At 65.8% G+C, this 24081-nt stretch carries 22 protein-coding genes and 1 tRNA gene; 3 read left to right on the forward strand and 20 right to left on the reverse strand.

Annotated features, from left to right (window positions below; genetic code table 11):
* Nucleotides 1–361: 361 nt before the first annotated feature.
* The 9 genes from hisIE to DT603_RS01925 are packed head-to-tail and all read right to left on the reverse strand — an operon-like array spanning nucleotide 362 to nucleotide 7749.
* The gene (gene hisIE / locus DT603_RS01885; RefSeq protein ID WP_162348143.1) at nucleotides 362–964 is read right to left on the reverse strand and encodes a bifunctional phosphoribosyl-AMP cyclohydrolase/phosphoribosyl-ATP diphosphatase HisIE; all 603 of its coding nucleotides are present in this window, start codon (nucleotides 962–964) and stop codon (nucleotides 362–364) included.
* Nucleotides 954–1730, reverse strand: coding sequence for an imidazole glycerol phosphate synthase subunit HisF (gene hisF / locus DT603_RS01890; protein ID WP_162348144.1), 777 nt, complete (start codon nucleotides 1728–1730; stop codon nucleotides 954–956). The genes hisIE and hisF overlap by 11 nt, the downstream gene beginning before the upstream one ends.
* The gene (gene hisA / locus DT603_RS01895) at nucleotides 1724–2461 is read right to left on the reverse strand and encodes a 1-(5-phosphoribosyl)-5-[(5-phosphoribosylamino)methylideneamino]imidazole-4-carboxamide isomerase (RefSeq protein ID WP_162348145.1); all 738 of its coding nucleotides are present in this window, start codon (nucleotides 2459–2461) and stop codon (nucleotides 1724–1726) included. Before hisA ends, hisF begins: the two co-directional genes overlap by 7 nt.
* On the reverse strand, nucleotides 2458–3060 hold the full coding sequence (hisH, locus tag DT603_RS01900; protein WP_162348351.1) for an imidazole glycerol phosphate synthase subunit HisH: 603 nt from the start codon (nucleotides 3058–3060) through the stop codon (nucleotides 2458–2460). The genes hisA and hisH overlap by 4 nt, the downstream gene beginning before the upstream one ends.
* Entirely contained in the window at nucleotides 3057–4130 is a 1074-nt protein-coding gene (hisB, locus tag DT603_RS01905) for a bifunctional histidinol-phosphatase/imidazoleglycerol-phosphate dehydratase HisB (protein WP_162348146.1), read from the reverse strand. Before hisB ends, hisH begins: the two co-directional genes overlap by 4 nt.
* Nucleotides 4127–5209 carry a histidinol-phosphate transaminase gene (hisC, locus tag DT603_RS01910; protein WP_162348147.1) on the reverse strand — a complete coding sequence of 361 codons (1083 nt, stop codon included), beginning with the start codon at nucleotides 5207–5209 and terminating at the stop codon, nucleotides 4127–4129. The genes hisB and hisC overlap by 4 nt, the downstream gene beginning before the upstream one ends.
* Nucleotides 5206–6501 (reverse strand): histidinol dehydrogenase, encoded by a 1296-nt coding sequence (gene hisD, locus DT603_RS01915; protein ID WP_162348148.1) that lies wholly within the window; start codon nucleotides 6499–6501, stop codon nucleotides 5206–5208. The genes hisC and hisD overlap by 4 nt, the downstream gene beginning before the upstream one ends.
* The gene (gene hisG / locus DT603_RS01920) at nucleotides 6498–7412 is read right to left on the reverse strand and encodes an ATP phosphoribosyltransferase (protein ID WP_162348149.1); all 915 of its coding nucleotides are present in this window, start codon (nucleotides 7410–7412) and stop codon (nucleotides 6498–6500) included. The genes hisD and hisG overlap by 4 nt, the downstream gene beginning before the upstream one ends.
* Before the next feature lie 10 nt (nucleotides 7413–7422).
* Nucleotides 7423–7749 (reverse strand): YerC/YecD family TrpR-related protein, encoded by a 327-nt coding sequence (locus DT603_RS01925; RefSeq protein WP_162348150.1) that lies wholly within the window; start codon nucleotides 7747–7749, stop codon nucleotides 7423–7425.
* Between the two features lie 269 nt (nucleotides 7750–8018).
* On the opposite strand from DT603_RS01925, the gene DT603_RS01930 reads away from it, so the two are divergent.
* Both DT603_RS01930 and DT603_RS01935 read left to right on the forward strand, forming a co-directional pair.
* Complete coding sequence (locus DT603_RS01930) at nucleotides 8019–9785, forward strand: sensor domain-containing diguanylate cyclase (RefSeq protein WP_162348151.1); 1767 nt, start codon at nucleotides 8019–8021, stop codon at nucleotides 9783–9785.
* 72 nt (nucleotides 9786–9857) lie between these two features.
* On the forward strand, nucleotides 9858–11072 hold the full coding sequence (locus tag DT603_RS01935) for a dipeptidase (RefSeq protein WP_162348152.1): 1215 nt from the start codon (nucleotides 9858–9860) through the stop codon (nucleotides 11070–11072).
* Nucleotides 11073–11191: 119 nt separating this feature from the next.
* On the opposite strand, the gene DT603_RS01940 is transcribed toward DT603_RS01935, so the two are convergent.
* A complete protein-coding gene (locus tag DT603_RS01940; RefSeq protein WP_162348153.1) occupies nucleotides 11192–13087 on the reverse strand; it encodes an HAL/PAL/TAL family ammonia-lyase in 1896 nt (631 codons plus the stop codon).
* A gap of 16 nt (nucleotides 13088–13103) precedes the next feature.
* On the reverse strand, nucleotides 13104–14486 hold the full coding sequence (gene hisS, locus DT603_RS01945) for a histidine--tRNA ligase (RefSeq protein WP_162348154.1): 1383 nt from the start codon (nucleotides 14484–14486) through the stop codon (nucleotides 13104–13106).
* A gap of 139 nt (nucleotides 14487–14625) precedes the next feature.
* Between hisS and DT603_RS01950 the strand changes: the two genes are divergently transcribed.
* Nucleotides 14626–14702: transfer RNA gene (locus DT603_RS01950), tRNA-Pro, on the forward strand.
* Between the two features lie 42 nt (nucleotides 14703–14744).
* Here DT603_RS01950 and DT603_RS01955 read toward each other — a convergent pair.
* The 9 genes from DT603_RS01955 to DT603_RS01995 form a co-directional block, all read right to left on the reverse strand.
* The gene (locus DT603_RS01955) at nucleotides 14745–16001 is read right to left on the reverse strand and encodes a glutamate-5-semialdehyde dehydrogenase (protein WP_162348155.1); all 1257 of its coding nucleotides are present in this window, start codon (nucleotides 15999–16001) and stop codon (nucleotides 14745–14747) included.
* Between the two features lie 28 nt (nucleotides 16002–16029).
* Nucleotides 16030–17178 (reverse strand): glutamate 5-kinase, encoded by a 1149-nt coding sequence (gene proB / locus DT603_RS01960; RefSeq protein WP_162348156.1) that lies wholly within the window; start codon nucleotides 17176–17178, stop codon nucleotides 16030–16032.
* 7 nt (nucleotides 17179–17185) lie between these two features.
* Nucleotides 17186–17458 (reverse strand): YciI family protein, encoded by a 273-nt coding sequence (locus DT603_RS01965; protein ID WP_162348157.1) that lies wholly within the window; start codon nucleotides 17456–17458, stop codon nucleotides 17186–17188.
* 111 nt (nucleotides 17459–17569) lie between these two features.
* The gene (gene argH, locus DT603_RS01970) at nucleotides 17570–18871 is read right to left on the reverse strand and encodes an argininosuccinate lyase (RefSeq protein ID WP_162348158.1); all 1302 of its coding nucleotides are present in this window, start codon (nucleotides 18869–18871) and stop codon (nucleotides 17570–17572) included.
* On the reverse strand, nucleotides 18868–19830 hold the full coding sequence (argC, locus tag DT603_RS01975; protein ID WP_162348159.1) for an N-acetyl-gamma-glutamyl-phosphate reductase: 963 nt from the start codon (nucleotides 19828–19830) through the stop codon (nucleotides 18868–18870). The genes argH and argC overlap by 4 nt, the downstream gene beginning before the upstream one ends.
* The gene (locus DT603_RS01980; protein ID WP_162348160.1) at nucleotides 19820–20443 is read right to left on the reverse strand and encodes a GNAT family N-acetyltransferase; all 624 of its coding nucleotides are present in this window, start codon (nucleotides 20441–20443) and stop codon (nucleotides 19820–19822) included. Before DT603_RS01980 ends, argC begins: the two co-directional genes overlap by 11 nt.
* The gene (locus DT603_RS01985; RefSeq protein WP_162348161.1) at nucleotides 20440–21762 is read right to left on the reverse strand and encodes an acetylglutamate kinase; all 1323 of its coding nucleotides are present in this window, start codon (nucleotides 21760–21762) and stop codon (nucleotides 20440–20442) included. Before DT603_RS01985 ends, DT603_RS01980 begins: the two co-directional genes overlap by 4 nt.
* 18 nt (nucleotides 21763–21780) lie before the next feature.
* On the reverse strand, nucleotides 21781–22869 hold the full coding sequence (locus tag DT603_RS01990) for an acetylornithine deacetylase (protein WP_162348162.1): 1089 nt from the start codon (nucleotides 22867–22869) through the stop codon (nucleotides 21781–21783).
* Nucleotides 22869–24065: an argininosuccinate synthase gene (locus tag DT603_RS01995; protein WP_162348163.1), complete on the reverse strand. Its 1197-nt coding sequence runs from the start codon at nucleotides 24063–24065 to the stop codon at nucleotides 22869–22871. The genes DT603_RS01990 and DT603_RS01995 overlap by 1 nt, the downstream gene beginning before the upstream one ends.
* Between the last annotated feature and the right edge of the window lie 16 nt (nucleotides 24066–24081).

A 24081-nucleotide genomic window follows, 5' to 3' on the forward strand; every position in this document is an offset into this window, starting at 1 on the left:
CCCGCCGCTGCGCGTCGACCTCTCCCGTTGGGAGAGGTGGCCCTTTTCCCTTCTCCCATCGGGAGAAGGTGGCGCGTAGCGACGGACGCAGCGAAGGAAGCACCCTTGGGGTGTGAGGGTACAGCGGAGACTCTGCCTCAGAGTGCCGTGAAAGAAGCAAGAAGCGGCCTTTGCGAACTTGGACGCATGCCTCATGTGCAGACATAGCGATTTCTCCGTACCCTCACCCGCCGCTGCGCGCCGACCCTCAGCCGCTTGATGCGGCTTCGATCCGGAGGGAGAGGTGATGTACTTGTGCCGCATCCTTTTCCTTGCTCCGTTCGGCATCGAAGCCGCTTCAAGCGACTGACGGCGCGTGCGCTCAGCCCGAATGCCGCTGCTGCAGCACTTGCGTCATCTCACCCAACGACAAGCCACGCGCGCGCAGCAGGACCAGCAGGTGGAAGACCAGGTCGGCTGATTCACCGAGCAGTGCGGCATCGTCCTGGACCACGCCGGCCAGTGCGGTCTCCACCCCTTCCTCACCCACTTTCTGGGCGATGCGGCGGATCCCGTCTTCGAACAGCGTCGTCGTATAACTGCCCGGCGGACGTTCGCGTTCGCGCTGTGCCACCAGGGCGTCAAGATCGGCCAGGAAATTGGCGGGCGCATCGGGGAAACAGCTGGCGCGCTGCAGGTGGCACGTGGGGCCGTGCGGCCGGGCCAGCACCAGCAGCGTGTCGTTGTCGCAATCGGCCTGGATCGAAACGACTTCCAGCACATGCCCGGAGCTTTCCCCTTTCTTCCACAACCTCTGCTTGCTGCGGCTGTAGAAAGTGACGAAGCCGCTGGAGCGGGTGGCAGCCAGCGCCTCGGCATTCATGTAGCCCAGCATCAGCACGCGCAGGTTGCCGGCGTCCTGCACGACCACCGGCAGCAGGCCATTGCCTTTTACCCAGTCCAGCGAATCCGGTTCAGGCGCCATCTCGCACCTCCAGGCCTTGCGCACGCAGGGTGCGCTTCAATTCGGGAATGGCGATCGCGCCGCTGTGGAAGACGCTGGCCGCCAGCGCGCCATCGACGTCGGCCTGCTGGAACACCTGGGCGAAATGCGCCGCCTCGCCCGCGCCACCGGAGGCGACCAGAGGTACCTGGCATAGCGTGCGCGCTGCCTGCAGCTGCTCGATGTCGTAACCCCGGCGCACACCATCGCTGTCCATGCAGTTGAGCACGATCTCGCCCGCTCCCAGTCGCTGCGCCTCGACGATCCAGTCCAGCGTGCGCACGCCCAGCGCCTTCGTCTTCGAAGGATCGCCGGTGTTGCTGCGCACGCGCCATTCACCGTCGGCTTCGCGCACCGAATCGATGCCGACCACGATGCACTGCACGCCGAAGGCATCTGCCAGCTCGGAGACCAGCGCCGGCCGCTCCAGCGCGGGGCTGTTGACCGAGATCTTGTCCGCGCCGGCGTGCAGCACTGCGCGTGCGGTTTCCACGTCACGGATGCCGCCGGCCACGCAGAACGGGATGTCGAGCAGCGAGGACACGCGGCGCACCCAGGCGTGATCCACGGAACGGCCTTCGGGGCTGGCACCGATATCGTAGAAGACCAGTTCGTCGGCGCCCTGGTCGCGGTAGCGCAGTGCGAGTTCAGCGATGTCACCCATGTCGACGTGGTCGCGGAAGCGCACGCCCTTGACCACGCGGCCGTCGCGCACATCCAGGCAGGGAATGAGGCGTCGACTCAACATGCCAGCGCCGCTTCCAGGTCGATCTTGCCTTCCAGCAGGGCGCGGCCCAGCACGATGCCGGCGCAACCTTGGGCCCTGGCCGCGGCGACGTCGGCGACATCGCGCACGCCGCCGGAAGCCTGAACCTGCAATGCGGGCGCCAGGCTGCGCAAATGCGCGTACAGCGCGCCGTTGGGGCCGGTCAGCATGCCGTCGCGGGCGATGTCGGTGCTCAGCAGGTGGGCCAGGCCGCCCTGCGCGAAACGCACCGCCAGTTCGTCCAGCGTGGCCGCTGCCGTTTCGGTCCAGCCGTGGACGGGAAGCCGCCACGCGCCGCTCTCGTCCTGGCGTGCATCCAGGGCCACGGTGATGTGCCCGGCGCCAAACTCGCCGATCCACTCCAGCACCCGTTCGGGTTGCTGCACCGCCAGCGAGCCCACCACCACGCGCGACGCCCCCGCCTCGAGGATGCGCTGGATGTCTTCGCGTGCGCGCACGCCGCCGCCGGTCTGCACCTTCAGGCCGGTGAAGGCATGGATGTCGCGCAGCAGCGGCGCCAAGGTATAGCCGCCCGCCTTCGCCGCATCCAGGTCGACCAGATGCAGCCAGGTCGCGCCGCGGGCGGCGTAAAGCCGGGCGATGTCGAGGGGATCGTGTCCGTAGACGGTCTCTCGCGCGTAGTCGCCCTGCGCAAGCCGGACCACGCGCCCTTCGCGCACATCGATGGCCGGATAGACCGTGAATTCGTTCATGCCAGTCCATGCTCCAGGAAATTCTTCAACAGGCGGGCGCCGACCACAGAGGAACGCTCGGGGTGGAACTGCGCGCCGGCGACCCGGCCACGCTGCGCCACGGCGGCGAACGTGGCGCCGTGTTCGCACGACAGCACGCAGTCGGCGGTCACCGGCGCGGCATAGCTGTGCACGAAATAAGCGTGGTCGCCTGCTTCGATGCCGTCCACCAGCGAAGTCGCTTGCAAGGGCCGCAAAGTGTTCCAGCCCATGTGCGGAATCCGGATCGCGGCATCGCCGGGCAGCTTGGTGACCTGGCCTGCCAGCAGTCCCAGGCATTCCACGTCGCCTTCCTCCGAACGCTCGTACAACAGCTGCATGCCCACGCAGACGCCGAGCAGCGGCTTCTCCAGCGTGCGCAGCGTTTCGACCAGGTCGAGTTCACGCAGCCTGCCCATGACCATGCCGGCAGTGCTGACGCCGGGCAGGATCACCCGATCGGCCTCTTGAATGATGCGTGCATCGCCAGTGACCGTGGCTTCCACGCCCAGGCGCTGCAACGCGAACAGCACCGAGCCCAGGTTGGCCCCACCCGCATCGACCAGTGCCACCTGCATCAGAGCGTGCCCTTGGTGCTGGGCAGCTCCGCGCCTTCGCGCCGGATCGCCTGGCGCAGCGCGCGCGCGAACGACTTGAAGCAGGCTTCGACCTTGTGGTGGTCGTTGTCGCCCTGCACCTGCAGGTTGAGGTTGAGCCCCGAGGCATCGCAGACCGAGCGGAAGAAGTGCGGCACCAGTTCGGTCGGCAGGTCGCCGACGCGTTCGCGCCTGAATTCGCCCGAAAAAACGAAGTACGGCCTGCCGCTGAAATCCAGTGCCGCACTGGCCAGGGTTTCATCCATGGGCAGGGTAAAGCCGTACCGGCCGATGCCGCGCTTGTCGCCCAGGGCTTGTTTCAACGCCTGTCCGAGCGCAAGCCCGGTGTCTTCGACGGTGTGGTGCTCGTCGATGTGCAGGTCGCCGTCGGTGCGGACGTCCAGGGCGAAGCCGCCATGCTTGCCGATCTGCTCCAGCATGTGGTCGAAGAACGGCAGGCCGGTGTGGACGGCCGGCTCGGCGATGCGGTCCAGGTCGACTTCCACCCGGATCCTGGTTTCCTTCGTATTCCTTTCCACGACGGCGCGGCGCGGCGCATCGGCCAGTTCATGGGCAATCGAGTTCCAGTCCCACTCGCCGCCGAACTGTTCGGTCCTGAGCTGGAAGCCGCGGATGCGCAGGTTCTCGGCAAAGGTGATGTCGGTGATGCGGTCGCCGACCATGGCCGAACGCGACCAGTCGATGCTGCGGTCCTGCAGGTAGGGCAGCATCAGGCCGATGCCTGGCTTGCGCGTGGGCGCGTTGTCCTGCGGCCAGCTGCAATCCACAAGGACCTCGCGAAAGACGATGCCCTGGCTGGCGAAGATCTGCAGCATCAGGTCATTGGGACCGTCAAAAGAGGCGCGCGGGTAGCTCTCGCTGCCCAGGCCGTCCTGGTTGGTGACGATCACGAACTGGTAGCCGGCGTCGCGCAGCTTCAGCATCGCCGGGATCACGTCCTTGACGAAGCGGATCTTCTCGTAGGCGTCGATCTGGAAGTCGGCCGGTTCCTCGATCAGGGTGCCGTCGCGGTCTACGAAGAGTATCGGGGTCATGCGGCGGCCTCCTGCGGGCGCAGGGCGGAGAGCATGCGGTCATTCTGCTCCGGCGATCCGATGGTAATCCGCAGCGCATTGCCCAGCTGCGGGGCGGCGCGCTGGTCGCGAACGACCACCCCTGCCGCCAGCAGCGAGCGGAAGGCGGTTTCGGCATCGTGGAAACGGACCAGCAGGTAATTGCCCTGCGAGCCATAGACCCGGAGAACGCCGGGCATGGCCGCCAGTGCAGCGTGCAGCCGCGCTCGTTCGGACCGCACCAGAGCGACGCGACAGCCAGTCTCGAGTTGTGACTCGCGCGCGAGCCCGGCGAGTGCAATCTCTGCACAAGGCGTGGGTACCGGATACGGCGCCTGGCAGCGTCGCAGGACCCCGATCAGCGCCGCATCCGCGATCAGCACACCAATGCGGGCCGCGGCCAGGGCATGGGCCTTGGAAAGCGTGCGCAGGACTGCCACGTTGGCGTGACGTGCTTGAAGTGTCGAGGCCGAAGCCAGGTCGGAAAATTCGCCGTAGGCTTCATCTACCACCACCAGCGCCGTTCCCAGCAGCCGCGTGGCCAGAGCGGCGATGCCATCGAGCCCGATGGCGCTGCCGACCGGATTGGACGGCGAACAGAGGAAGACCAGCTTTGCCTTCGCGGCGAGCGCAGCCTGGGCGATGGCATCCAGGTCCGCCGCGAAACCTTCCGCACCATCCCGTAGCGGCACTTCTATCACCGGTGCACCCTGCAAGCGTGCCGATACCGCATACATGCCGAACACCGGCGGGGTGACGACCACCGCGTCCCGGCCCGGATTGCACAGCGCGCGCACCAGCAGGTCGATGGCCTCGTCGCTGCCGCGGCCGATCAGCAGTTGGGATTCGTCACAGCCGTACAGTGCTGACAGCGCCGCGCGCAGTGAGGTGGGCTGCGGTTCCGGATAGCGACGGCAGGTGCCCCGCACGTCGGCCGGATTGGCCCAGGCCGATTCGTTGGCGTTCAACCAGACTTCGCCCTGCAGCGATTCAGTGCGCGCGGACTTGTAGCCGCCGAAATCCCGCAGGTCTTCGCGCACCAGCTCCAGCAGGCCGCTCATGCCACTGCCTCCAGCCGCAGCACCACCGCATTGGCGTGCGCATCCAGCCCTTCCGCGCGCGCCAGGGTGACCGCGCAGGCGCCAATGGCACCGATGCCGTCGCGGCTGGCCGATTGCACGCTGACGAAATTCTGGAAGCTGGCCACGCTGACGCCGCTGTAGGCGGCCGCGGCCCCATTGGTGGGCAGCACGTGGTTGGTGCCGCTGCAGTAATCGCCCAGGGCCTCGGGCGTGAAGTCGCCCAGGAACACCGAGCCGGCCACCTGCACCTGGTGCAGCCAGGCACGCGGATCACGCAGCGCCAGGATCAGGTGCTCGGGCGCGTAGTCGTTGCTGATGGCGAAGGCCTGCGCCAGCGAATCGACCAGGATCAGGCGAGAGCCAGACAGCGCCTGGCGCGCCGTGTCAGCCCGCGACAGAGACGCAAGTTGCGTTTCGATCTCGGCTTCGACATTGGCCAGCAAGGTGGCGTCATCGGAAATCAGCAGCACCTGCGAATCGGGCCCATGCTCGGCCTGCGACAACAGGTCGGCGGCGACGAAGGCGGCATTGGCGCCGGCATCGGCGATCACCAGCACCTCCGACGGACCGGCCGGCATGTCGATGGCCACGCTGCCACTGCGCGCGACCTGCTGCTTGGCTTCGGTGACATAGCTGTTGCCCGGCCCGAACAACTTGTCGCACTTGCCGATGGTTTCGGTGCCGAAGGCCATCGCGGCGATTGCCTGGGCGCCACCGAGCTTGAGCACGCGGGAGACACCGGTCAGGCGCGCGGCAACCAGCACCGCAGGGTCGGCGCTGCCGTCCCGGCGTGGCGGCGTGCACATCACCACCTCGTTGCATTGGGCAAGTTGCGCAGGGATACCCAGCATCAACGCGGTCGAAGGCAGCGGGGCCGTGCCGGCCGGCACGTACAGCCCTACCCTGCGGATCGGCCTGATCATGCGTTCGCAGACCACGCCGGGCGCGGTCTCTACCGCATAGGGCTGGGTCATGCCGGCGCGGTGGAAGGCAGTGATGCGCGCCGCTGCCTCCGCCATGGCGTCCTTCAACGCGGGATCGACCCGGGTTTCGGCAAGCGCGAATTCGGCCTCGCTTACTTCGAACGTTTCCAGAGCCACCTGGTCGAAGCGCGCGGTGATTTCGCGGAGCGCGACATCGCCGCGTTGGCGCACGTCGGCGAGCAGCGCCGCCACCGCCTCGCGCGTCGCAGCAGCCACGTCCTGTACGGGGCGCCGCAATGCGTCACGCCTGGCGACCTGATCAAGGCTGGACCACTGCAGCCGGTTCATGCCAGCGACCTCTCCACCGAAAGCACCATCAGGCCCTGGGCGCCGGCGCGCTCCAGTTCCTCCAGCCGCTGCCAGGTCACCAGGCCGTGGCACATGGTCTGCAGCGACTGCAGCCCGGCCAGATCGGAGCTCAGGTACGTCGGCGCATCTGCATCGGGCAGCAGGCGCAGCAGGCCTTCGACCGCCTCACGGTCGGCGCGGAACATCAACAGCTTGCTGTCTTTGAGTCGCAGCACCCCGTCCATGCGCCGCAGCAGCATGGCGGCCAGGTCGGCGCGCTGGTCCTCCAGCTCGCGGGCCGGACCGGCCAGCACCGCTTCGCTTTCCAGCAGCGTCTCCACTGGCTTCAGCTGGTTGGCCAGCAAGGTGGCGCCACTGGAAACCAGATCGCAGATCAGGTCGGCGGTGCCCAGCTTGGGAGCGATCTCGACCGAGCCGGAAAGCTCCACCACACTGGCGCGCACGCCCTGCTGCTCCAGCCAGGCGGCCAGGATGGCCGGGTAGCTGGTGGCGATGCGCATGCCTTCCAGCTGCGCGGGACCTTGCCACTCCCAGGTTTCCGGTATGGCCAGCATCAGGCGACAGCCACCGAATCCCAGGGCATGCATTTCCCGGTAGGCGACCGGCAGGCCCAGGCTCGCCCGTGCCGCGGCCTGCTCGTTGAGTTCGTTGCGCCCGACCACGCCGAAATCGCAAACCCCATCGGCGATCAGCCCGGGGATATCGTCGTCGCGCACCAGCAGCAGGTCCACCGGCAGCGATTCGCCATAGCAGAACAGCTTGTCGCGGCTCTCGCGCCAGCTCAGGCCACAGGCCGACAGCAGGGCACGCGCGGGCTCGGCGAGGCGGCCGCTTTTCTGGATGGCGATGCGCAAACGGTCGCGCGTCGCGGTGGCAACTGGTGGACTCATGCTGGATGGCTCAGTGGGAAGCGGTGCTGGAACGGGACTGCTGGCGGCGCAAGGCGGTGCTGTAACCGCCGGTGCCGCTTTCCAGGGTGCGGGCAACACGCCCGATGGTGGTGACGCTGACCTCGGTGAGGTCATGGATTTCCCGGTAGGGCACGCCTTTCAGCAGCAGCGGAACCACGCGCCAGCGATCGGACATGGCTTCGAGTTCGGCTGGAGTACAGAGGTCCTGCAGGAAAGCACGGACATCCTCCGGCCGGGCCAGCGCAGCCAGGGCCCGCGACAGGGCCTGCAGCGCGGCCGAGGCGGTGTGTTCATCAGGAGCGGGGCGTCGCTTCATGTTCCGGTCGTATCAATGTATTAATGCGTTAATACATGATTACGCAAATGCCGCGCTGCGTCAAGCAGCGGATTGACTGCCCCCGTCATCGAGCCGCGTAGTGCGTTGACCCGTGGCTCGAAGCACTCCAAAGTGCGGGTATGGCGCACGGTCAGGGGCGGAGTAGACTGCAGCGGCCGAACAGGGACCGGGGCCGCGCATGCGCGGCCCGCAAAGGGGTTTGAATGCGCAATTGGCGGAGCCAAGGGGTGGTCTGCTGGCTGGCCTTGATGGCGGCCATCACATTCAATGCCAGCGCGCAGGCGCCACTGGAAGTCACGGCCGCTTCGTCGCAGCATCCTCTCGCGCCGCACACCAGTTATTACCATGACGTCTCCGGCACGGACGACCTGGCCGCTACCCGGCTCAAGCTGGCGGAGGGTGCGTTCAAGCCGCTGCCCGACCAGAACCCTTCCTTCGGTTTCCAGGATGGCGCCTTCTGGTTCCATGCCCAGGTGATCAACCGCGACAGTCCCGATGACAGGTGGCTGCTGGTGCAGGAATACGCACTCAGCGATCGCATCGACGTTTACGCCACATACGCAGACGGCCACGTGGTCCATTCGGCCGGCGGCGACCACCTGCCCTTCAGCCAGCGCAACATCCGTTACCGGCAACCCAATTTCTGGATCGATGTGCCACGGGGGCAGGCTGTGAACCTGCTGGTTCGCGTGCAAAGCGAAAGCTCGATGCAGGTCCCGCTGCGGCTGTATGCGCCCACCGCCTTCATCGAGCAATCACGCGATGCCCAGTTCGCCATCGGCCTGTACTACGGCATCCTGCTGGCGCTCTTCACCTACAACCTGGTGTTGTGGCTGACCCTGCGCGACGCCAGCTATTTCTGGTATCTGTTCCACATCACCGCGTTCGGGGTGGTGCTGTTCACCCTCAATGGACTGGGCTTTGAATACGTGTGGCCCGACTCGTCGTGGCTTGCCGACCACATGGTCCCGCTGTCCATCTGCCTGGCCCTGGTCGGCATGCAGCAGTTTGCCCGCAACTTCCTGGAACTGAAACAGCGATGGCGATTCGGGGACCGCGTGGCCGTGGGAATCATCGCGTTCTTCCTGTTGCTGTTCGTTGCCGCGATCCTGCTGCCCTACCGCAAGGTGACGCCACTGGCTTCGGCCGCGGTGTTCCCGAGCATCTGCTGGATCCTGGTGGAAACCCTGGTGGTGCTGCGGCGCGGCTACAAACCGGCCAGGCTGTTCCTTCTGGCCTGGTTCCTGTTCCTGCTGGGTACCGGCATGTTCTCGGCCATTGCCTTCAACCTGGTACCGAAGAATTTCATCACCGAATACGGGGTGCAATTGGGGTCCGCGCTGGAAATGCTGCTGCTCTCCATCGCGCTGGGCTACCGCTACGCCGCGTTGCGCAACGAGAACGAGCGCATCGTGCGCGAGGCCCGCGACCAGCTGGAGACCAAGGTGGAACAGCGGACTTTCGAGCTGCGCAATGCGCTGGTTCAACTGGAGGATGCGCACCATCGACTGAGCGAATCCAGCCGCTATGACGGCCTGACAGAACTGTACAACCGCACCCATTTCCGCGAGGCTTTCGAACACCTGCTGTCGGAGGCGCGCACCAGCAACCGCCCGATCTCGCTGCTGATGATCGACCTGGACCATTTCAAGAAGATCAACGACACCCATGGCCATCTGGTGGGCGACGACTGCCTGCGCTGGACCTCAAACACCATGGCCGAATTGCTGGCGCCGCATGGGGCGTTGCTGGCCCGTTTTGGCGGGGAGGAGTTCATCGCCGCCCTGCCCGACATGGACCTGGCCCGGGCCAGCGCGGTGGCGGAGGAATTACGGCAGGGCCTGAACCGGCGGCCGTGCATAAGCGGCAACCTGGTCATCCCCGTCTCTGCCAGCATTGGCGTGCATTCGGTGGATATCACCGCCCGGGACAGCATCGAATCGGCGCTGCAGGTCGCCGACCAGGCACTGTATGCGGCCAAGGCCGAGGGCCGCGATTGCGTGCGCACACTGTAGTAGCTGCAGTCGCCCTATCCCCCACCCTGCTTCAGCGCTAGCATCGCGGTTCCCTGTCCAGGAACGACAACAATGCCAGTTCGCCACGTCGCTGCCCTCGCACTATTGCTGGTGATGGAAAACGCGCTTGCCGCCGCCCCTGCAACAACGGCAGCGACCCGACTGGCACAGGATGCGGTGATCGTCGACACCCATATCGATGCGCCTACCGAGTTGCTGGCCGAATGGCAGGACCTGGGCGAGCTGACGCCAAACCGCGAATTCGACTACCCGCGCGCAAGGCAGGGGGGCTTGGACGTGGCTTTCATGTCCATCTACACCTCGCCCCAGGAAGACCAGCTGGGAACCGCGCGCGCCATCGCGCACAGGCAGATCGATGCGGTCGAGGCGATGGTGGGCCGGCATCCCGGCAAGTTCGCCCTGCTCGCCTCGCCCGGCGATGTCGAGCGCCTGCGTGCGGACAACCACGTACTGCTGGCATTGGGCATGGAGAATGGCGCCCCGCTGGGCGACGACCTGGCGCAACTGGCGAAATTCCATGCGCGCGGAGTGCGCTACATCACCCTGGCCCACAGCGCCAGCAACCGCATCAGCGACTCGTCCTACGACCGCAACCGCCAATGGCAGGGCCTGAGTCCGTTCGGCAAGCAGGTCGTCGCCGAAATGAACCGGCTCGGCATCATGGTGGATGTCTCGCACCTGTCCGATGCGGCAGTGAAACAGGCGGTCGAGCTCAGCAGCGTGCCGGTCATCGCCAGCCATTCCGGTTTCCGCCACTTCACCCCGGGCTTCGAGCGCAACCTCAGCGACGAACTGGCCAAGGCGATTGCAGCCAGGGGCGGCGTGGTCCAGATCACCTTCGGGATCGGATTCGTCAATCGCAAGGCCGCCGATGACCTGCAGGCCTACTTCAGCGCCGAAGCCGCGATCGACGAGCGCAATGCCGCCGCGCGCGCCGCAGGCAAGCCGCTTGAAGACAAGGATGCCTTCGACAAGGAATGGAAACGCACCCATCCTGCGCCGGCCACGCCGATCGAGGCCGTGCTCGACCAGGTCGACTACGCCGCCAAGCTCATCGGCATCGACCATGTGGGACTGGGATCGGACTTCGACGGGGTCTCCGGAAACCTGCCCGCAGGCCTTCACAGCGTCGCCGACTACCCCAACCTCATCGCAGGCCTGCAGGCCCGCGGGTACAAGGACGACGACCTGAAGAAATTCCTGGGCGGCAACCTGCTGCGGGTCTGGGCTGCCGTCGAAGCCGGCAGCGAACAGCCGAATCGCTGAGCTGCTGCCTTTTTTGTAGGGCCGCGCAAGCCGCGGCCGTTTTCAAACTGGCCATTGATGCCGTGCGGATGCTGCGCGCGGCGATCGCAGCTGGCGCAGCATCTCCATGACCTGGCGCATCAATGCGCGGAAAGCGCACGCCGCGCGGCATCCAGCAGCGTGCCGGATTCGACCAGCCTGACGGCCGTGGCGACTTCGCCGTCCATTGCCCGGTCACGCTCCAGGAAAGGAATTTCCCCGCGCAGGGCCGCATGTGCGGCGGCAACGGCGCGCCCGGGGTGGAATTCCCCCGATCCCGCAAGCTCCGCACGCAGGCCTTCGACCTCATCCAGGAACGCGGAATCCGCTGCCGGCGTGCCGCCCTGCACTTTGATCGCGAAACCGGCCGCGTCCGCGCGCGTGGAAAGATCGCGCGCCGCATTGATCATGTCCATGCGCAGGTCCAGCGCCTGCGCCGCGCTGTACAACTCCAGCGCCAGCACCTTGCCCAGGTCCCGGGTCATCGCCAGCACCTGGCGTGCTTCGTTGGCGCCCATCGACACGTGGTCTTCGGCGTTGGCACTGGTCGGGATCGAGTACACCGAAGCCGGATTGGCGCGGCTGACCAGATCGTTGACGATCGCGGCGGCGGTGTACTGCACGATCATGTGGCCGGACTCGGTTCCATCCTCGTTGCCGATCAGGAAGGCGGGCAACCCGTCGTTGGTGGCCGGATCGACCAGCTTGTTGAGCCGGCGCTCGCTGATCGAAGCCAGCACCGGGATCGAGGCTTTCACGTAGCTCATCGCCAGGGCCAGTGGCATGCCATGGAAATGGCCGGCCGAGATCACCTGCTCCTCCACGTGGGCGGCATCGGGCTTGTCGGGGAACACCAGCGGATTGTCGGTGACCGAGTTCAGCTCGATCTCGAGCACGCGCTTGGCCTGGGCGACCGCGTCGCGCACCGCGCCGTGCACCTGCGGGATGCAGCGCAGTGAATAGCTGTCCTGTGGCTGGTGCTTCTTGCCGCCGCGGAACGGACGGAAGCGGTTGTAGAATTTTTCACGGCCATGGCGCTGGTCGCTGGGCACCCAGTCCCAGCCGATATCGAACCGCAGCGCCTGCGATTCGGCCGTGTCCCAGCTCTGCGGCAGCCATTGGCGGAACTTCGGCACCAGGTGATAGGGAATATCGGCCAGCGTCGATCCCGACAGCAGGGCGCGCAACCTGCCGGCCACGTGCACCTGGCCTGGATGCGGGCGCAGCGCATGCACTTCCTCGGCGAAAGCGCCGAGGCGGCCTGCGAACGCGTCGATCGTCATCGCCGCGGCCAAGTCGGCCGTGTCCAGCAATGCATCCAGCCTGTGCAGCGACAACACGCCCATGGCCAGCATCTGTGCGGTGCCGTTGTTGAGCGCCAGCCCTTCCTTGTAGGAAAGCCTGACCGGGGTGAGGCCCGCAAGCTCCAGCGCCCGCGCACCAGGCATTCGTTCGCCCTGGAAGAACGCTTCGCCACCGCCCAGCAACACCAGTGCCAGGTGCGACAGCGGCGCCAGGTCTCCCGAGGCGCCGACCGAACCCAGCTCGGGCACCACCGGCACGATACCGGCGTTGAGCATCGCGGCCATCGATTCCAGCGTCTGCACGCGGATGCCGGAATGGCCGCGCAACAGGGTGTTGATGCGGATGCCCAGCATCGCGCGCACCACTTCGGCTGACATGGGCTCACCCACGCAGACTGCGTGCGTGATGATCAGGTTGTGCTGAAGCTCCTCGTGCAAGGAACGACCCGACTTCACTGCGCCGGGCAATTCGTCGCGCAGCGGATGCGCGCCCAGCAGCTTGTCGGCATTACTGCCGAAGCCGGTGGAAACGCCATAGATGGGTTCTTCGCGGCGTACCTGCTCGGCCAGGAAATCAGCGGCGCGGGCCACCGCCTTCAGCGCATCCGCATCGAGACCGACACTGGCTCCAAAGGCGATTTCCACCAGCTGGTCGCGGGTCAGCGACTGTCCGTCGAGGCGAATGGGTTTCATGGAGTGCGCAACTTCATCAGCGGCCTGCCAGTGCGCGGGTCTGTTCCAGCTCGACCCGCAAGGTGGACGCGAGTTGGTCGCGCGTGGTTTCGAACTGCTGCTCGCGCGCCAGGTCCTTGACCGTGACCACGCCGCGCTTCAATTCATCTTCTCCTGCCAGCACCACGAAACGGATGCCGGCCCGCGAGGCGTACTGGAACTGCTTGCCCAGCTTCTTGGGCTCCATCTGCACCTCGGTGTTGATGCCGCCGGCGCGCAGCTTGCGCGCGATGTCCAGCGATTCGGTCAACTGGTTGTCCTCCATCAGCGCGACCATGGCCTGCACCGAGCTTTCGTCGGCGCCCGCTATCAGCCCCGCTTCGCGCAACTGCCAGAACAGGCGCGTAAGACCGATGGAAATGCCGACACCGGGCAGCTTCGACTTGCTGTAATGACTGGCAAGATCGTCATAACGTCCACCCGAACAGATGGAGCCGATCTGCTGGTAACCATCCAGCTGGGTTTCGTAGACGGTGCCGGTGTAGTAGTCCAGCCCGCGCGCGATGGAAAGGTTCAGGCAGTAATCGCTTTCCGGAACGCCCAGGGCATGCACCAGCTCCAGCACCTCGCGCAATTCAGCGATGCCCTGGTTGAAGGTATCGCTGCCCTGCCCCAGCCGCTGCAATTGTGCCAGCGCATCCTGGTGGCCGATCGAACGCACCGCCACGAAATCGAGGATCCTGCCGACCGTCTCGGCCGACAGCCCGAAGCCCTCGCCCGTCAGCGTGTCGCGCACCAGGTCGGCGCCACGCTTGTCCAGCTTGTCGACTTCCCGCAGCACGTCCATCTGCCGGCTGCCGTCGGCAATGCCCAGCCCTTCGAAGAAGCCACGCATCAGCTTGCGGTTGTTGAGCTGGATGGTGAAATCGCCGATGCCAAGCTCGGAGAAAACCGCGTGGATGACCGCCAGGATCTCGGCGTCGAAGCGGATGCTCAGGGCATCCTTGCCGACCACGTCGATGTCGCACTGGTAGAACTCGCGGAAACGCCCGCGCTGGGCGCGTTCGCCGCGATAGACCCGCTGGATCTGGTAGCGGCGGAACGGGAAGGCCAGTTCGTGTTCATGCTCGGCCACATAGCGCGCCAGCGGCACGGTCAGGTCGAAGCGCAGGGCCAGCTCGGGCAGGCCATCGTTGCCCTTCTCCAGGGCTCCGGTGGACTGGGCGAAATAGACCTGGCGTTCGGTTTCCCCGCCGGATTTGGTCAGCAATACCTCTGAAAGCTCGAATACCGGCGTTTCCACCGGCAGGAACCCGAAGCGCTCGTAGTTGCGGCGGATCGTGTCCAGCATGCGCTGGAAGGCGATCTGGTCACGGGGCAACAGCTCCATGACCCCTGGCGGCGTGCGCGGCTTGATCAAGCAAAAACTCCCGGATGGCGGCCGCACAGCGGCAATTGACGACAGGCGGCCATTTTAGCGGCTGAACGCGCCTTGCAGTCGGCGAGGCACGTACTACTTGCCCCGCACCGGGCCGACTGAATACAATACGCGGCTTCATCGGGGTGTAGCTCAGTCTGGTAGAGCGCTACGTTCGGGACGTAGAGGTCGCAGGTTCGAATCCTGTCTCCCCGACCAAGAAGATCAGGAAACCGGCCTAGCGCCGGTTTTTTGTTGCCCTCAGGGCAGGTTCCGGGTCTGGCCGCTGCCGCGCACGACGAAACGTTCCACCGTCAGCGCTTCCAGCCCCATCGGGCCGTAGGCATGCAGGCGCGTGGTGGAAATGCCGATCTCCGCGCCCAGGCCCAGCTCGCCGCCGTCGGAGAAACGCGAGGACGCGTTCACCATCACCACCGCCGAGCGCAGCGAATGGACGAACTTGTCCGCGTTCGCTGCATCGCTGGTGGCAATGACCTCGGTGTGGTCCGAGCCGTACTGGCGAATATGTTCGAGCGCCTGATCCAGGCTGTCGACCACGCGCACGGCCAGGATCAGGTCGAGGAATTCGGCCGCATAGTCGGCCTCGGTCGCTTCGATCGTGATGCCCGCCAGCGCCCGACTGCGCGGGTCTCCGCGCAGCTCGACCTTGCGCGCGGCCATTTCGCGGGCGGCCAGCGGCAGGAAATCGGCGGCAATCCGTTCGTGCACCAGCAGGGTCTCCAGCGAATTGCAGGCACTGGGGCGCGCAACCTTTCCATCTACCAGCAGGCGCAGCGCCAGCTCGAGATCGGCGCTGGCATCGACGAAAAAGTGGCAGACGCCCTTGTAATGCTTGATCACCGGCACGCGCGCGTGTTCGGCGACGAAACGGATCAGGCCCTCACCGCCGCGCGGAATGGCCAGGTCGACGATGTCGGTAAGTTGCAGCAGTTCGAGCATGGTTTCGCGCCGCAGGTCGGTCACCAGGGTCAGCGCGGCCTCCGGCAAACCGGCCTCGCGCAGCGCGCGCTGCAGCGCCGCGGCGATGGCGGTGTTGCTGTGGATTGCTTCGGAGCCGCCGCGCAGGATCACGGCATTGCCTGCCTTGATGCATAGCGCCGCGGCATCGGCGGTGACGTTGGGCCGCGCCTCGTAGATCATCGCGATCACGCCCAGCGGCACGCGCACGCGTTCGATGGCGATGCCGTTGGGGCGGGTCTCGCGTCGCGTCACCTGGCCTACCGGATCGGGCAGCGCCGCGACTTCGCGCAGCGCCGAAGCGATTGCAGCCAGCCGGGAAGGATCCAGCATCAGGCGATCGAGCATCGCGGTGGCGACCCCCTTCCCGGCGGCTGCTTCCATGTCGAGACGGTTGGCTTGAAGGATCGCGGGGGCATCCTGCTCAAGTGCGTCGGCCATTGCCACCAGCAGTTCTGCCTTGGCAGACGAGGAAAGCCGGGCGAGCTCAAGCGCAGCGTCGCGGCAGGCCAGCGCCTGCATCTTGATAGCGGAATTCATCAGGGCACCAGCATCCAAGGCAGCATCATCAGGGCAGCATCACCAGGTCATCGCGGTGGATCACGTTCTCGCCGTAGTTGTAACCCAGGATCGATTCGATATCACGCGAATGACGGCGAGCGATGCGGCGCACATCGACCGCGGAGTACTGGCTGACCCCGCGGGCGATGGCACGCTCGCCGTGCTCGTCACGCAAGCGCACCTCGATCATGTCGCCGCGGCGGAAATCACCCTCTGCGGCGACCACCCCGCCCGGCAACAGAGAAGCGCCCTTCTCGCCCATGGCCCTGGCCGCACCGGCATCGACGATGATGCCGCCCGCCTCCAGCGGCACGTGGCGCAGCCAGTGCTTGCGCGCGGCAACGCGATTCTGCCCGGGCCGGAAGCGGGTGCCGCTGAACCGGCCCTGCGCCAGCTGCCGCACCGCGTCGGCGCGCGTGCCATTGAACAGGAAGGTTTCGATGCCTGCAGCGGCAGCCTTGGCGGCCGCTTCAAGCTTGGTGCGCATGCCGCCGGTGCCGGCGCTGCTGCCCGCCTCGCCGGCCATGGCGAAAAACTCCGGCGTGAGCGCCTCCACGTCCTGCACGGGTGTTGCATCGGCGTTGACGCGTGGATTGGAAGTGTAGAAGCCATCGATATCGGTGGCGATGAACAGGGCATCGGCATCGACCAGCGCGGCAATCACCGCGGCCAGGTTGTCGTTGTCGCCGAGCTTGAGTTCGTCCACGGACACGGTGTCGTTCTCGTTGATCACCGGCAGCGCGCCAAGTGCGAGCAGTTCGTTCAAGGTGGCGCGCGCGTTGAGGTAGCGGCGACGGTTGCGCAGGTCATCGTGGGTCAGCAGCACCTGGGCCACGGGCCGGTCGAAGAAACGCTGCCACAGCCCGATCATCTGCGCCTGGCCCAGCGCTGCCAGGGCCTGGCGTTCGGCCATGGCCGCGCCGGCGGTGGCCTTGCGATGGATGACCGCGCGACCGGCCGCCACCGCGCCCGAGGACACGATGACCACCTCGCGACCCTCCGCCAGGCTTGCTGAGACGAACTGCGCAAGGCCCAGCGCATGGCGAGGACTGAGGCCCTCGCCTTCGGCCGCCAGCAGGCTGCTGCCCACCTTGAGCACGGCGCGGCGCCAGCTCGGCAGCTGCTGTTGCGCGAAAGGCGATTCGGCTTGGCTCATCATGGCCTCAACGGGTGTTCCATTCGTACACGGTTAGCACGGAAGCATCGGAGGTCGCCAGCGGATCCGCGCCGGCCAGGACCTGTGCTTCCTCCAGCGAGCCGACCGACAACACATAGGCGCCACCCGATCCATCGCTGAAACCACCGGTCATTTCCAGCTTGCCTTCACTGCGAAGTGCATCGAGGAAGGCGAGGTGGGGCGCTATCGCCTCTTCGCTGAAGCGGGCCGTGCGCATCGCCAACACCAGGTAGCGTTTCTTCCCAGCCAATCCAGACATGATCGCTCTCCGCGTTGATGGCGCAGTCGCGGCAAAAGTCGCGACAGACCAAGCGAATCCCAGCCCGCCCACCTGTGTTCGCGACTTGCGTCGCCCCTGCCCTCGTGCCGATTACATCTGGCCCAACGACTCCCAACGTGCGTGCAGCAGGTCCAGGCGCAGATCGGCGGCCGCACCCGGGGAAACCCGCGCGGCCAGGCTGGACTCGGGCGTGCGCCCGGAGCCGGCCTGGTCCGCAGACGCCGCGGCGGCGCGATATGCATCGCGGAACGGCACCCCGGCCGCGGCCTGCTCGACCGCCACATCGGTGGCATACATGCCCGAGTCCATCGCCGCGCGCATCCGATCCTGGCGCCATTCAAGGTTCGCGAGCAGGTCGGGCAACAACTCCAGCGCGGACAGGCCGCGACCGAAACCGTGAAAGATTGCGCCCTTGCTGCTCTGCAGGTCGCGGTGGTAGCCGGATGGCAGCGACAGCAGCTGCTCGATCTCGGTGCGTGCGGCGGCCACGCTGGCATGGGTGGCGCGCATCAGCTCGATCACGTCGGGGTTGCGCTTGTTGGGCATGATGGAGCTGCCCGTCGTGTACTGCGCCGGCAGCGCCACGAAACCGAACTCGGCGCTGGTGAACAGCGACAGGTCCCAGGCCAGCCTGCGCAGGTCCAAGGTGGCGCCACCCAGTGCTTCCAGCGCCGCCATCTCGAACTTGCCCCGCGACAGCTGCGCATAGATCGGACTGACCTGCAGGCGCGCGAATGCCAGCGCCTGCGTGGTGTGCTCGCGATCCAGCGGCAGGTTGACGCCGTAGCCGGCGGCCGTGCCCAGTGGATTGGCATCGATCAGGCGGCGGGTGTCGCCGGCGCGAACGGCGTTGTCGATGAAGGCCTCCGCCCAGCCCGCCCACCACATGCCGGCCGAGGAAACCACGGCACGCTGGATGTGCGTATAGCCGGGCAGCGGCAGGCTTTTTTCGGCCTCTGCCCGCTGCAGCGCGACCCTGGCAATCTCCCGGCTCAGCGTCGCGACCTGGTCCAGTTTCTCTTTCAGCCACAGGCGCGTGGCAACCAGGATCTGGTCGTTGCGGCTGCGACCGGTGTGGATCTTGCGTCCGGCATCGCCCAGGCGCTCGGTCAGGCGCGATTCGATCGCCGAATGGCAATCCTCGAACCGCTCGTCCAGCACGAACACACCGCTGCTGAAATCGGCGGCAAGCACGTCCAGCTCGCGCAGCAGGCCGCCCAGCTCATCGGCCGAGAGGATGCCGATATGCTGCAGGCCTTCGGCGTGCGCCTTGCTGGCAGCGATGTCATGCAGGAAAAATTCGCGGTCCAGGATCACGTCATCGCCGGCGAGGAACTTCTGGATACGGGCATCGACGCTGACGCCGGGCTTCTGCCACAACAGGTCGCTCATGCGTCCTCTCCGATGGGAATACTGGTGAACTCGTCGAAGCCGAACGCAAGATTCAGATTCTGCATGGCCTGGGTCGCCGCGCCCTTGAGCAGGTTGTCCAGGGTAGCGACGACCACCACGCGCTTGCCGCCAGGCGCCACGGTGAAACCGCCAATCTCCACGCCGTGCCGGCCGGCGACATGGCTGACCCACGGCGCTTCATCGAGGATGCGGATCAGCGGCTCGCCGGCATAGCGGGCGCGGTAACTGGCGCGGATGTCTTCCACCTTCAACGGCTGGCCCAGCCACAGGTTCACGGTCATGGTGATGCCACGGAAATGCGGCGCCACGTGCGGCATGAATTCCACGGGTACCCCCAGATGGCGCGAGACTTCGCGCTCGTGCAGGTGGTCGGCCAGCGCATAAGGCATCAGGTTGTCGCGCAGCTTGTCGACGTCGTTCTTGTCCGACGGCGTGGTGCCTGCGCCCGAATAGCCGGAGACCCCGAAGCACTGCGGCGGACCCGCCAGGCGATCCAGCATGGGCGCGATGGCCAGTTGCATGGCCGTGGCATAGCAACCGGGGTTGCTGATCAGCCGCTGGCCCGCGTAGCGGCCACGGGTGAGCTCGGGAAGGCCGTAGTACCAGCCCTCGGTGAAACGGTGGTCGGCGGACAGGTCCACGATAACCGTGTCGGGCGCGTCCGCTTGAACCGACGCCACGATCTCCTCGGACTTTCCGTTCGGCAGGGCCAGGATGACCGCATCCAGCCCGCGCGCGCCGACTTCTTCGTGCGACAGGTTTTCGTAATGCAGGTCGCCCGCGAACCCGTCGATATGCTGGCTGACGGCTTGCCCTACAAGCTCACGCGAAGAAACGAAGCCCAGTTCCAGCTGCGGATGGCGCGCGATGAGCCGGATCAGCTCGGCACCGGTATGGCCACGTGCACCGACCAGGCCGACAGTCTTCTTAGCCGCCATGCTGGCGCTCTCCCTGTTGCAGGCGGTGGCGCAGATTGCTTTTCACGCCCGCCCATTCGTTGTCGAGGATGGAAAACACCACGGTGTCGCGCAGGCTGCCGTCCGCGTGGCGGCGATGGTTGCGCAGCACACCATCCTGCTTGGCACCCAGCCGCGCGATGGCGGCACGCGAGGCCTGGTTGAACCAGCTGGTTTCCAGATACACGGCCATGCAGCCCAGGGTCTCGAAGGCATGCCCCAGAAGGAGCAGCTTGGCTTCGGTGTTCAAGCCGGTGCGCTGCACCCGTGGCGCGTACCAGGTATAGCCAATGCTCAATTTGGGAATGGAAGCATCGATGTCGTAAAAGCGCGTGCTGCCTACGACAGCACCACCCGCATCGAGCACCACGAAGGGCACCTCGACTCCCTGGGCCTGCCTGGCCAGGGCCGCCTGAAGCCAGCCATCCACTTCAGACGCTTTTGGGACATTGGTGTACCAGAGTCGGGATAGAGCATCGCCTTCCAGCGCCAACCGCAGTCCTTCCAGGTGTGGCAAGACCAGCGGCTCCAGCGTGACGTGCTGGCCTACCAGCCGCGGCGCCAGCCACGCATCGGGAAGCGTCTCAGGTGTCATGGTGTATCCATCAAGGTAGGCACGCGCGTACGGCAATGCGCCACGCAGCGTTCGATGTCGGCGAAAGCCTCGATGCCGTACCAGAACACCTTCCACTTTTCCTGCTTGTAGCAGCCATCGGACTCTGCGTAATAGAAGATGTTGACCTGGTTGTTGTGGCGCGAGCGCCAGAACAGCTGCGGATTCTCTTCGCGCATCACATGCCAGACCGCGCGGCCCAGGCCCTCGCCCTGAGCATCGTCCAGCACCGCGAATTTGTCGAGGTAGGCGTAGCCCTCTTCCCTGGTCAGGATCAGCGCGGTGCGATAGTTCTCGCTGATGTAGATGCGGTATGGCGTGGTCTTCTCGAAATAGTCGGGCACCAGCGTGCGTCCGAAACTCGATTCGATCAGCTCGCGCATCCTTGCCAGGTCCACGCCTTCCCAGGAATCGAAGCGCAGCACGCGTTCGCCCCGGCGCACCAGCGTGCCCGATCCCTTGTGGGTGAACAGTTCCTTGGCCAGTTCCGCGGGCTTGGTGATCGAGACCGACGAAGTCAGCGGCAACTTGTCCAGCAGGTCCTTGATCTGCTCGATCTTCACCCGCATGCCGCCGTTGATCCAGGGCTGCGCCATCAGCTCTTCATACTCGGTGGACAGGTTGATGGAATCGATCACCGCGCCCTTGTCATCCAGCAAACCACCGGTGCCGGTGAGGAAGATGATCTTGTAGGGCTGCAGGACCTGCACCAGCTCGTTGGCGGCGAAGTCGGCATTGATGTTGAGGATCTGCCCGCCGATGGTTTCGCCCAGGCTGGCGATCACCGGGATGGAGCCGGCCTTTAGGCTGGCTTCGATCGGCGACTGGTTGATGCGCGTCACCTCGCCCACCAGCCCGTAGGTCTGCTGGTCCTTGTACTCGGCTTCGAACACACCGGAAACTATCGAGGTCGCGCGCGCGCCTGATTCCTGCAGGGCCTCCACCAGTGCCAGGTTCTGCTGCAGGAACACCTTGCGCACGATGGCCAGCACTTCAGGCGTGGTAACGCGCAGGCCGTCGACGGTCTGCTTGCTGATGCCGGCGGCGCTCATTTCCTCGTCCAGCTGCGGGCCTGCACCGTGGACAACGATGGGCGTCAGCCCGACTTCCTGCAGGAACGACAACGAAGACGTCAGCGCATCCAGGTCATCGCGCAGCACCGCACCGCCCACCTTGACCACGGCGAAGCGCTTCGCGTCGAGCTGCGAGAAGCGCTTGACGTACTGGGAGATCTCCTTGGCGCTGGCCATGCTGGACAGCAGGCGGATGATGGTCTGGCGTGTTTGCTTCTGCGCTTGCATGGTTCAGTTGTTTCCGAATCAGTGGGTTTCGAAGATGCGCTGCACCGTGTCGGCGTAGCCTTGTAGTTGTTGCAGGGAAACCCATTCGTCTGCGGTGTGCGCTTGGGCGATGTCGCCTGGCCCGTAAACCAGCGCGGTCAGGCCCGCAGCGGAAAACAGCGAGGCCTCGGTCCAGAAGTCGACCGCGTTGCCGACCGGCAGGTCGAGTTCGTCGGCGAGGTCGCGGGCCGCGAGCCGGCGCTCTTCGGCGCGGCCCACGTCGCCCGAAGGCAGCGAGGGCCCGCGGAAGGTTTCCTCGTAGTCGGCCAGGGCTTCGGGGTTGGCGAGGTCACGAAACTGCGCATGCAAGGCGTCCATGTCCTGCGACGGCAGCGGGCGGAAACCGAAGCGCACTTCGGCGCTTGGCGCGATCATGTTGGCCTTGATCCCGCCTTCCACGCGCCCGACGTTGAAGCGCAAGCCGGTCAGTCCACCAAAACGCAGGTGGTTCTGCGCTTGAACGAAATCCAGTGCACCGGTACCCCAGCGCATGGCGTTGTGCACGGCGCTGAGGGACAGCGCGTTCTCCGCCGAGGCATGGCCCGCCTGGCCCTTGAATGCCATGCGCACCGCACTGATGCCGCGATGGGCGAGCACGGCCCGCCCCTGGGTGGGCTCGGCGATGATGGCCTGGGTGAAGCCATGCGCGCGCGCCAGGAATGCAGCGATGCAACGCGGATCGTTGGCTTCCTCGTCACTGGTGAACAGGAAGGCGGCATCGCCCTGTGTGGTCTGCGCCGCCGCTATCAGGGCCGCTGCCGCTCCCTTGATGTCGCAGGCACCCAGGCCGATCGCGCGATCGCCAGTAACCCGCAGCTTCAGCGGATCAGCGCTCCATGCAGGTGAAGACGGCACCGTGTCCAGGTGGACATTGAAAACCCGCCCTGGATTGCCGCGCACTGCGAACAGCGATACCGCGCCAGCACCGTGGTCCACCACCTCGACCTGGAAGCCGGAAAGCTGCGACCGGATGTAATCGAAGATGCCGCCGGTAGTGATGGCACGCGGCGGGTTGCGGGTGTCGTGCGACACCAGTACTTCGAGATGCCTGAGGACGGAGTCGAGCATCAGCGGTTGATCTCGGCCCACAGGGTCGAGCTCATGCCGAACAGCTTGATGAAGCCCTCGGCCTCCTCCACGCCCCAATCGGCCGACTGCGCATAGGTCGCGCCCTTGGCGTTGAGAATGTGGGGCGACTCGATGGCCACCGCATCGACGCGGCCGCCGCGCGTTTCCAGGGTGACGGTGCCGTTGACGGTGGATTGCGACGACGCCAGGAAGGCCTCGAGGTCAGTCTTGAGGGGGTCGTGATAGAAGCCTTCGTACACCAGCTCCACCCACTTGCGCGCCACCTCCGGCTTGAAGCGGTTCTGCTGCTTGGTCAGCACGGCCTCTTCCAGGGCACGATGGGCGCAGAGCAGCGCCACCAGGCCCGGCGCCTCGAACACGATGCGTCCCTTCAGGCCGATGGTGGTATCGCCGGTATACATGCCACGGCCCACGCCGTATTGCGCGAACAGGGTGTTGAGCTTGGCCAGCAGCGCGGCGCCCTCCATGGGCTTGCCATCGAGTTCGACAGCCACGCCGTTCTCGAACTTCAGCGTTGCGGTCAGGGGCTCGATCGGCCATGCACTGCGCGGCGCGCACCAGCCACGCGCACCTTCACCCGGCGCATCCCAGCGATCGATCTCGCCGCCGGACATGGTCAGCCCCAGCAGGTTCTCGTTGATGGTGTAGGCCTTCTGCTTCGCACGCACGCCAAAGCCGCGGTCTTCCAGGTACTTCTGCTCGTAGGCGCGGGTCTGCGTATGTTCCTTCTGGATTTCGCGGATCGGCGCGACGATCTGGTAATCGCCCGAAGCTTTCACTGCCAGGTCGAAACGCACCTGGTCGTTGCCCATGCCAGTGCAGCCGTGGGCGATGATCTTCGTGCCCAGTTCATTGGCACGTGCCAGCGCCGCATCGACGATCAGGTAACGGTCGGAAACCAGCAGCGGGTACTGGCCCTGGTAGCCCTCGCCCGCCCAGATGAACGGCTTGACAAAACCTTCCCAGATGGCAGGGCCGCCATCGACGGTGACATGGGTGGCAGCGCCCAGTTCGGCGGCACGCTTCTCGATGAAGTCGCGCTCCTCCGCATCCACGCCACCGGTGTCGGCGAACACGGTGTGCACCGCGTAGCCCTGCTCCTGCAGGTAGGGAATGCAGAAGCTGGTATCCAGGCCGCCGGAAAAGGCGAGGACGATGTCTTTGGTCTGGTTCATGGGGTCTCGTGTTCCG

It is taken from the genome of Pseudoxanthomonas gei, assembly GCF_010119615.1.
Taxonomy (GTDB): Bacteria; Pseudomonadota; Gammaproteobacteria; order Xanthomonadales; family Xanthomonadaceae; genus Pseudoxanthomonas_A; species Pseudoxanthomonas_A gei.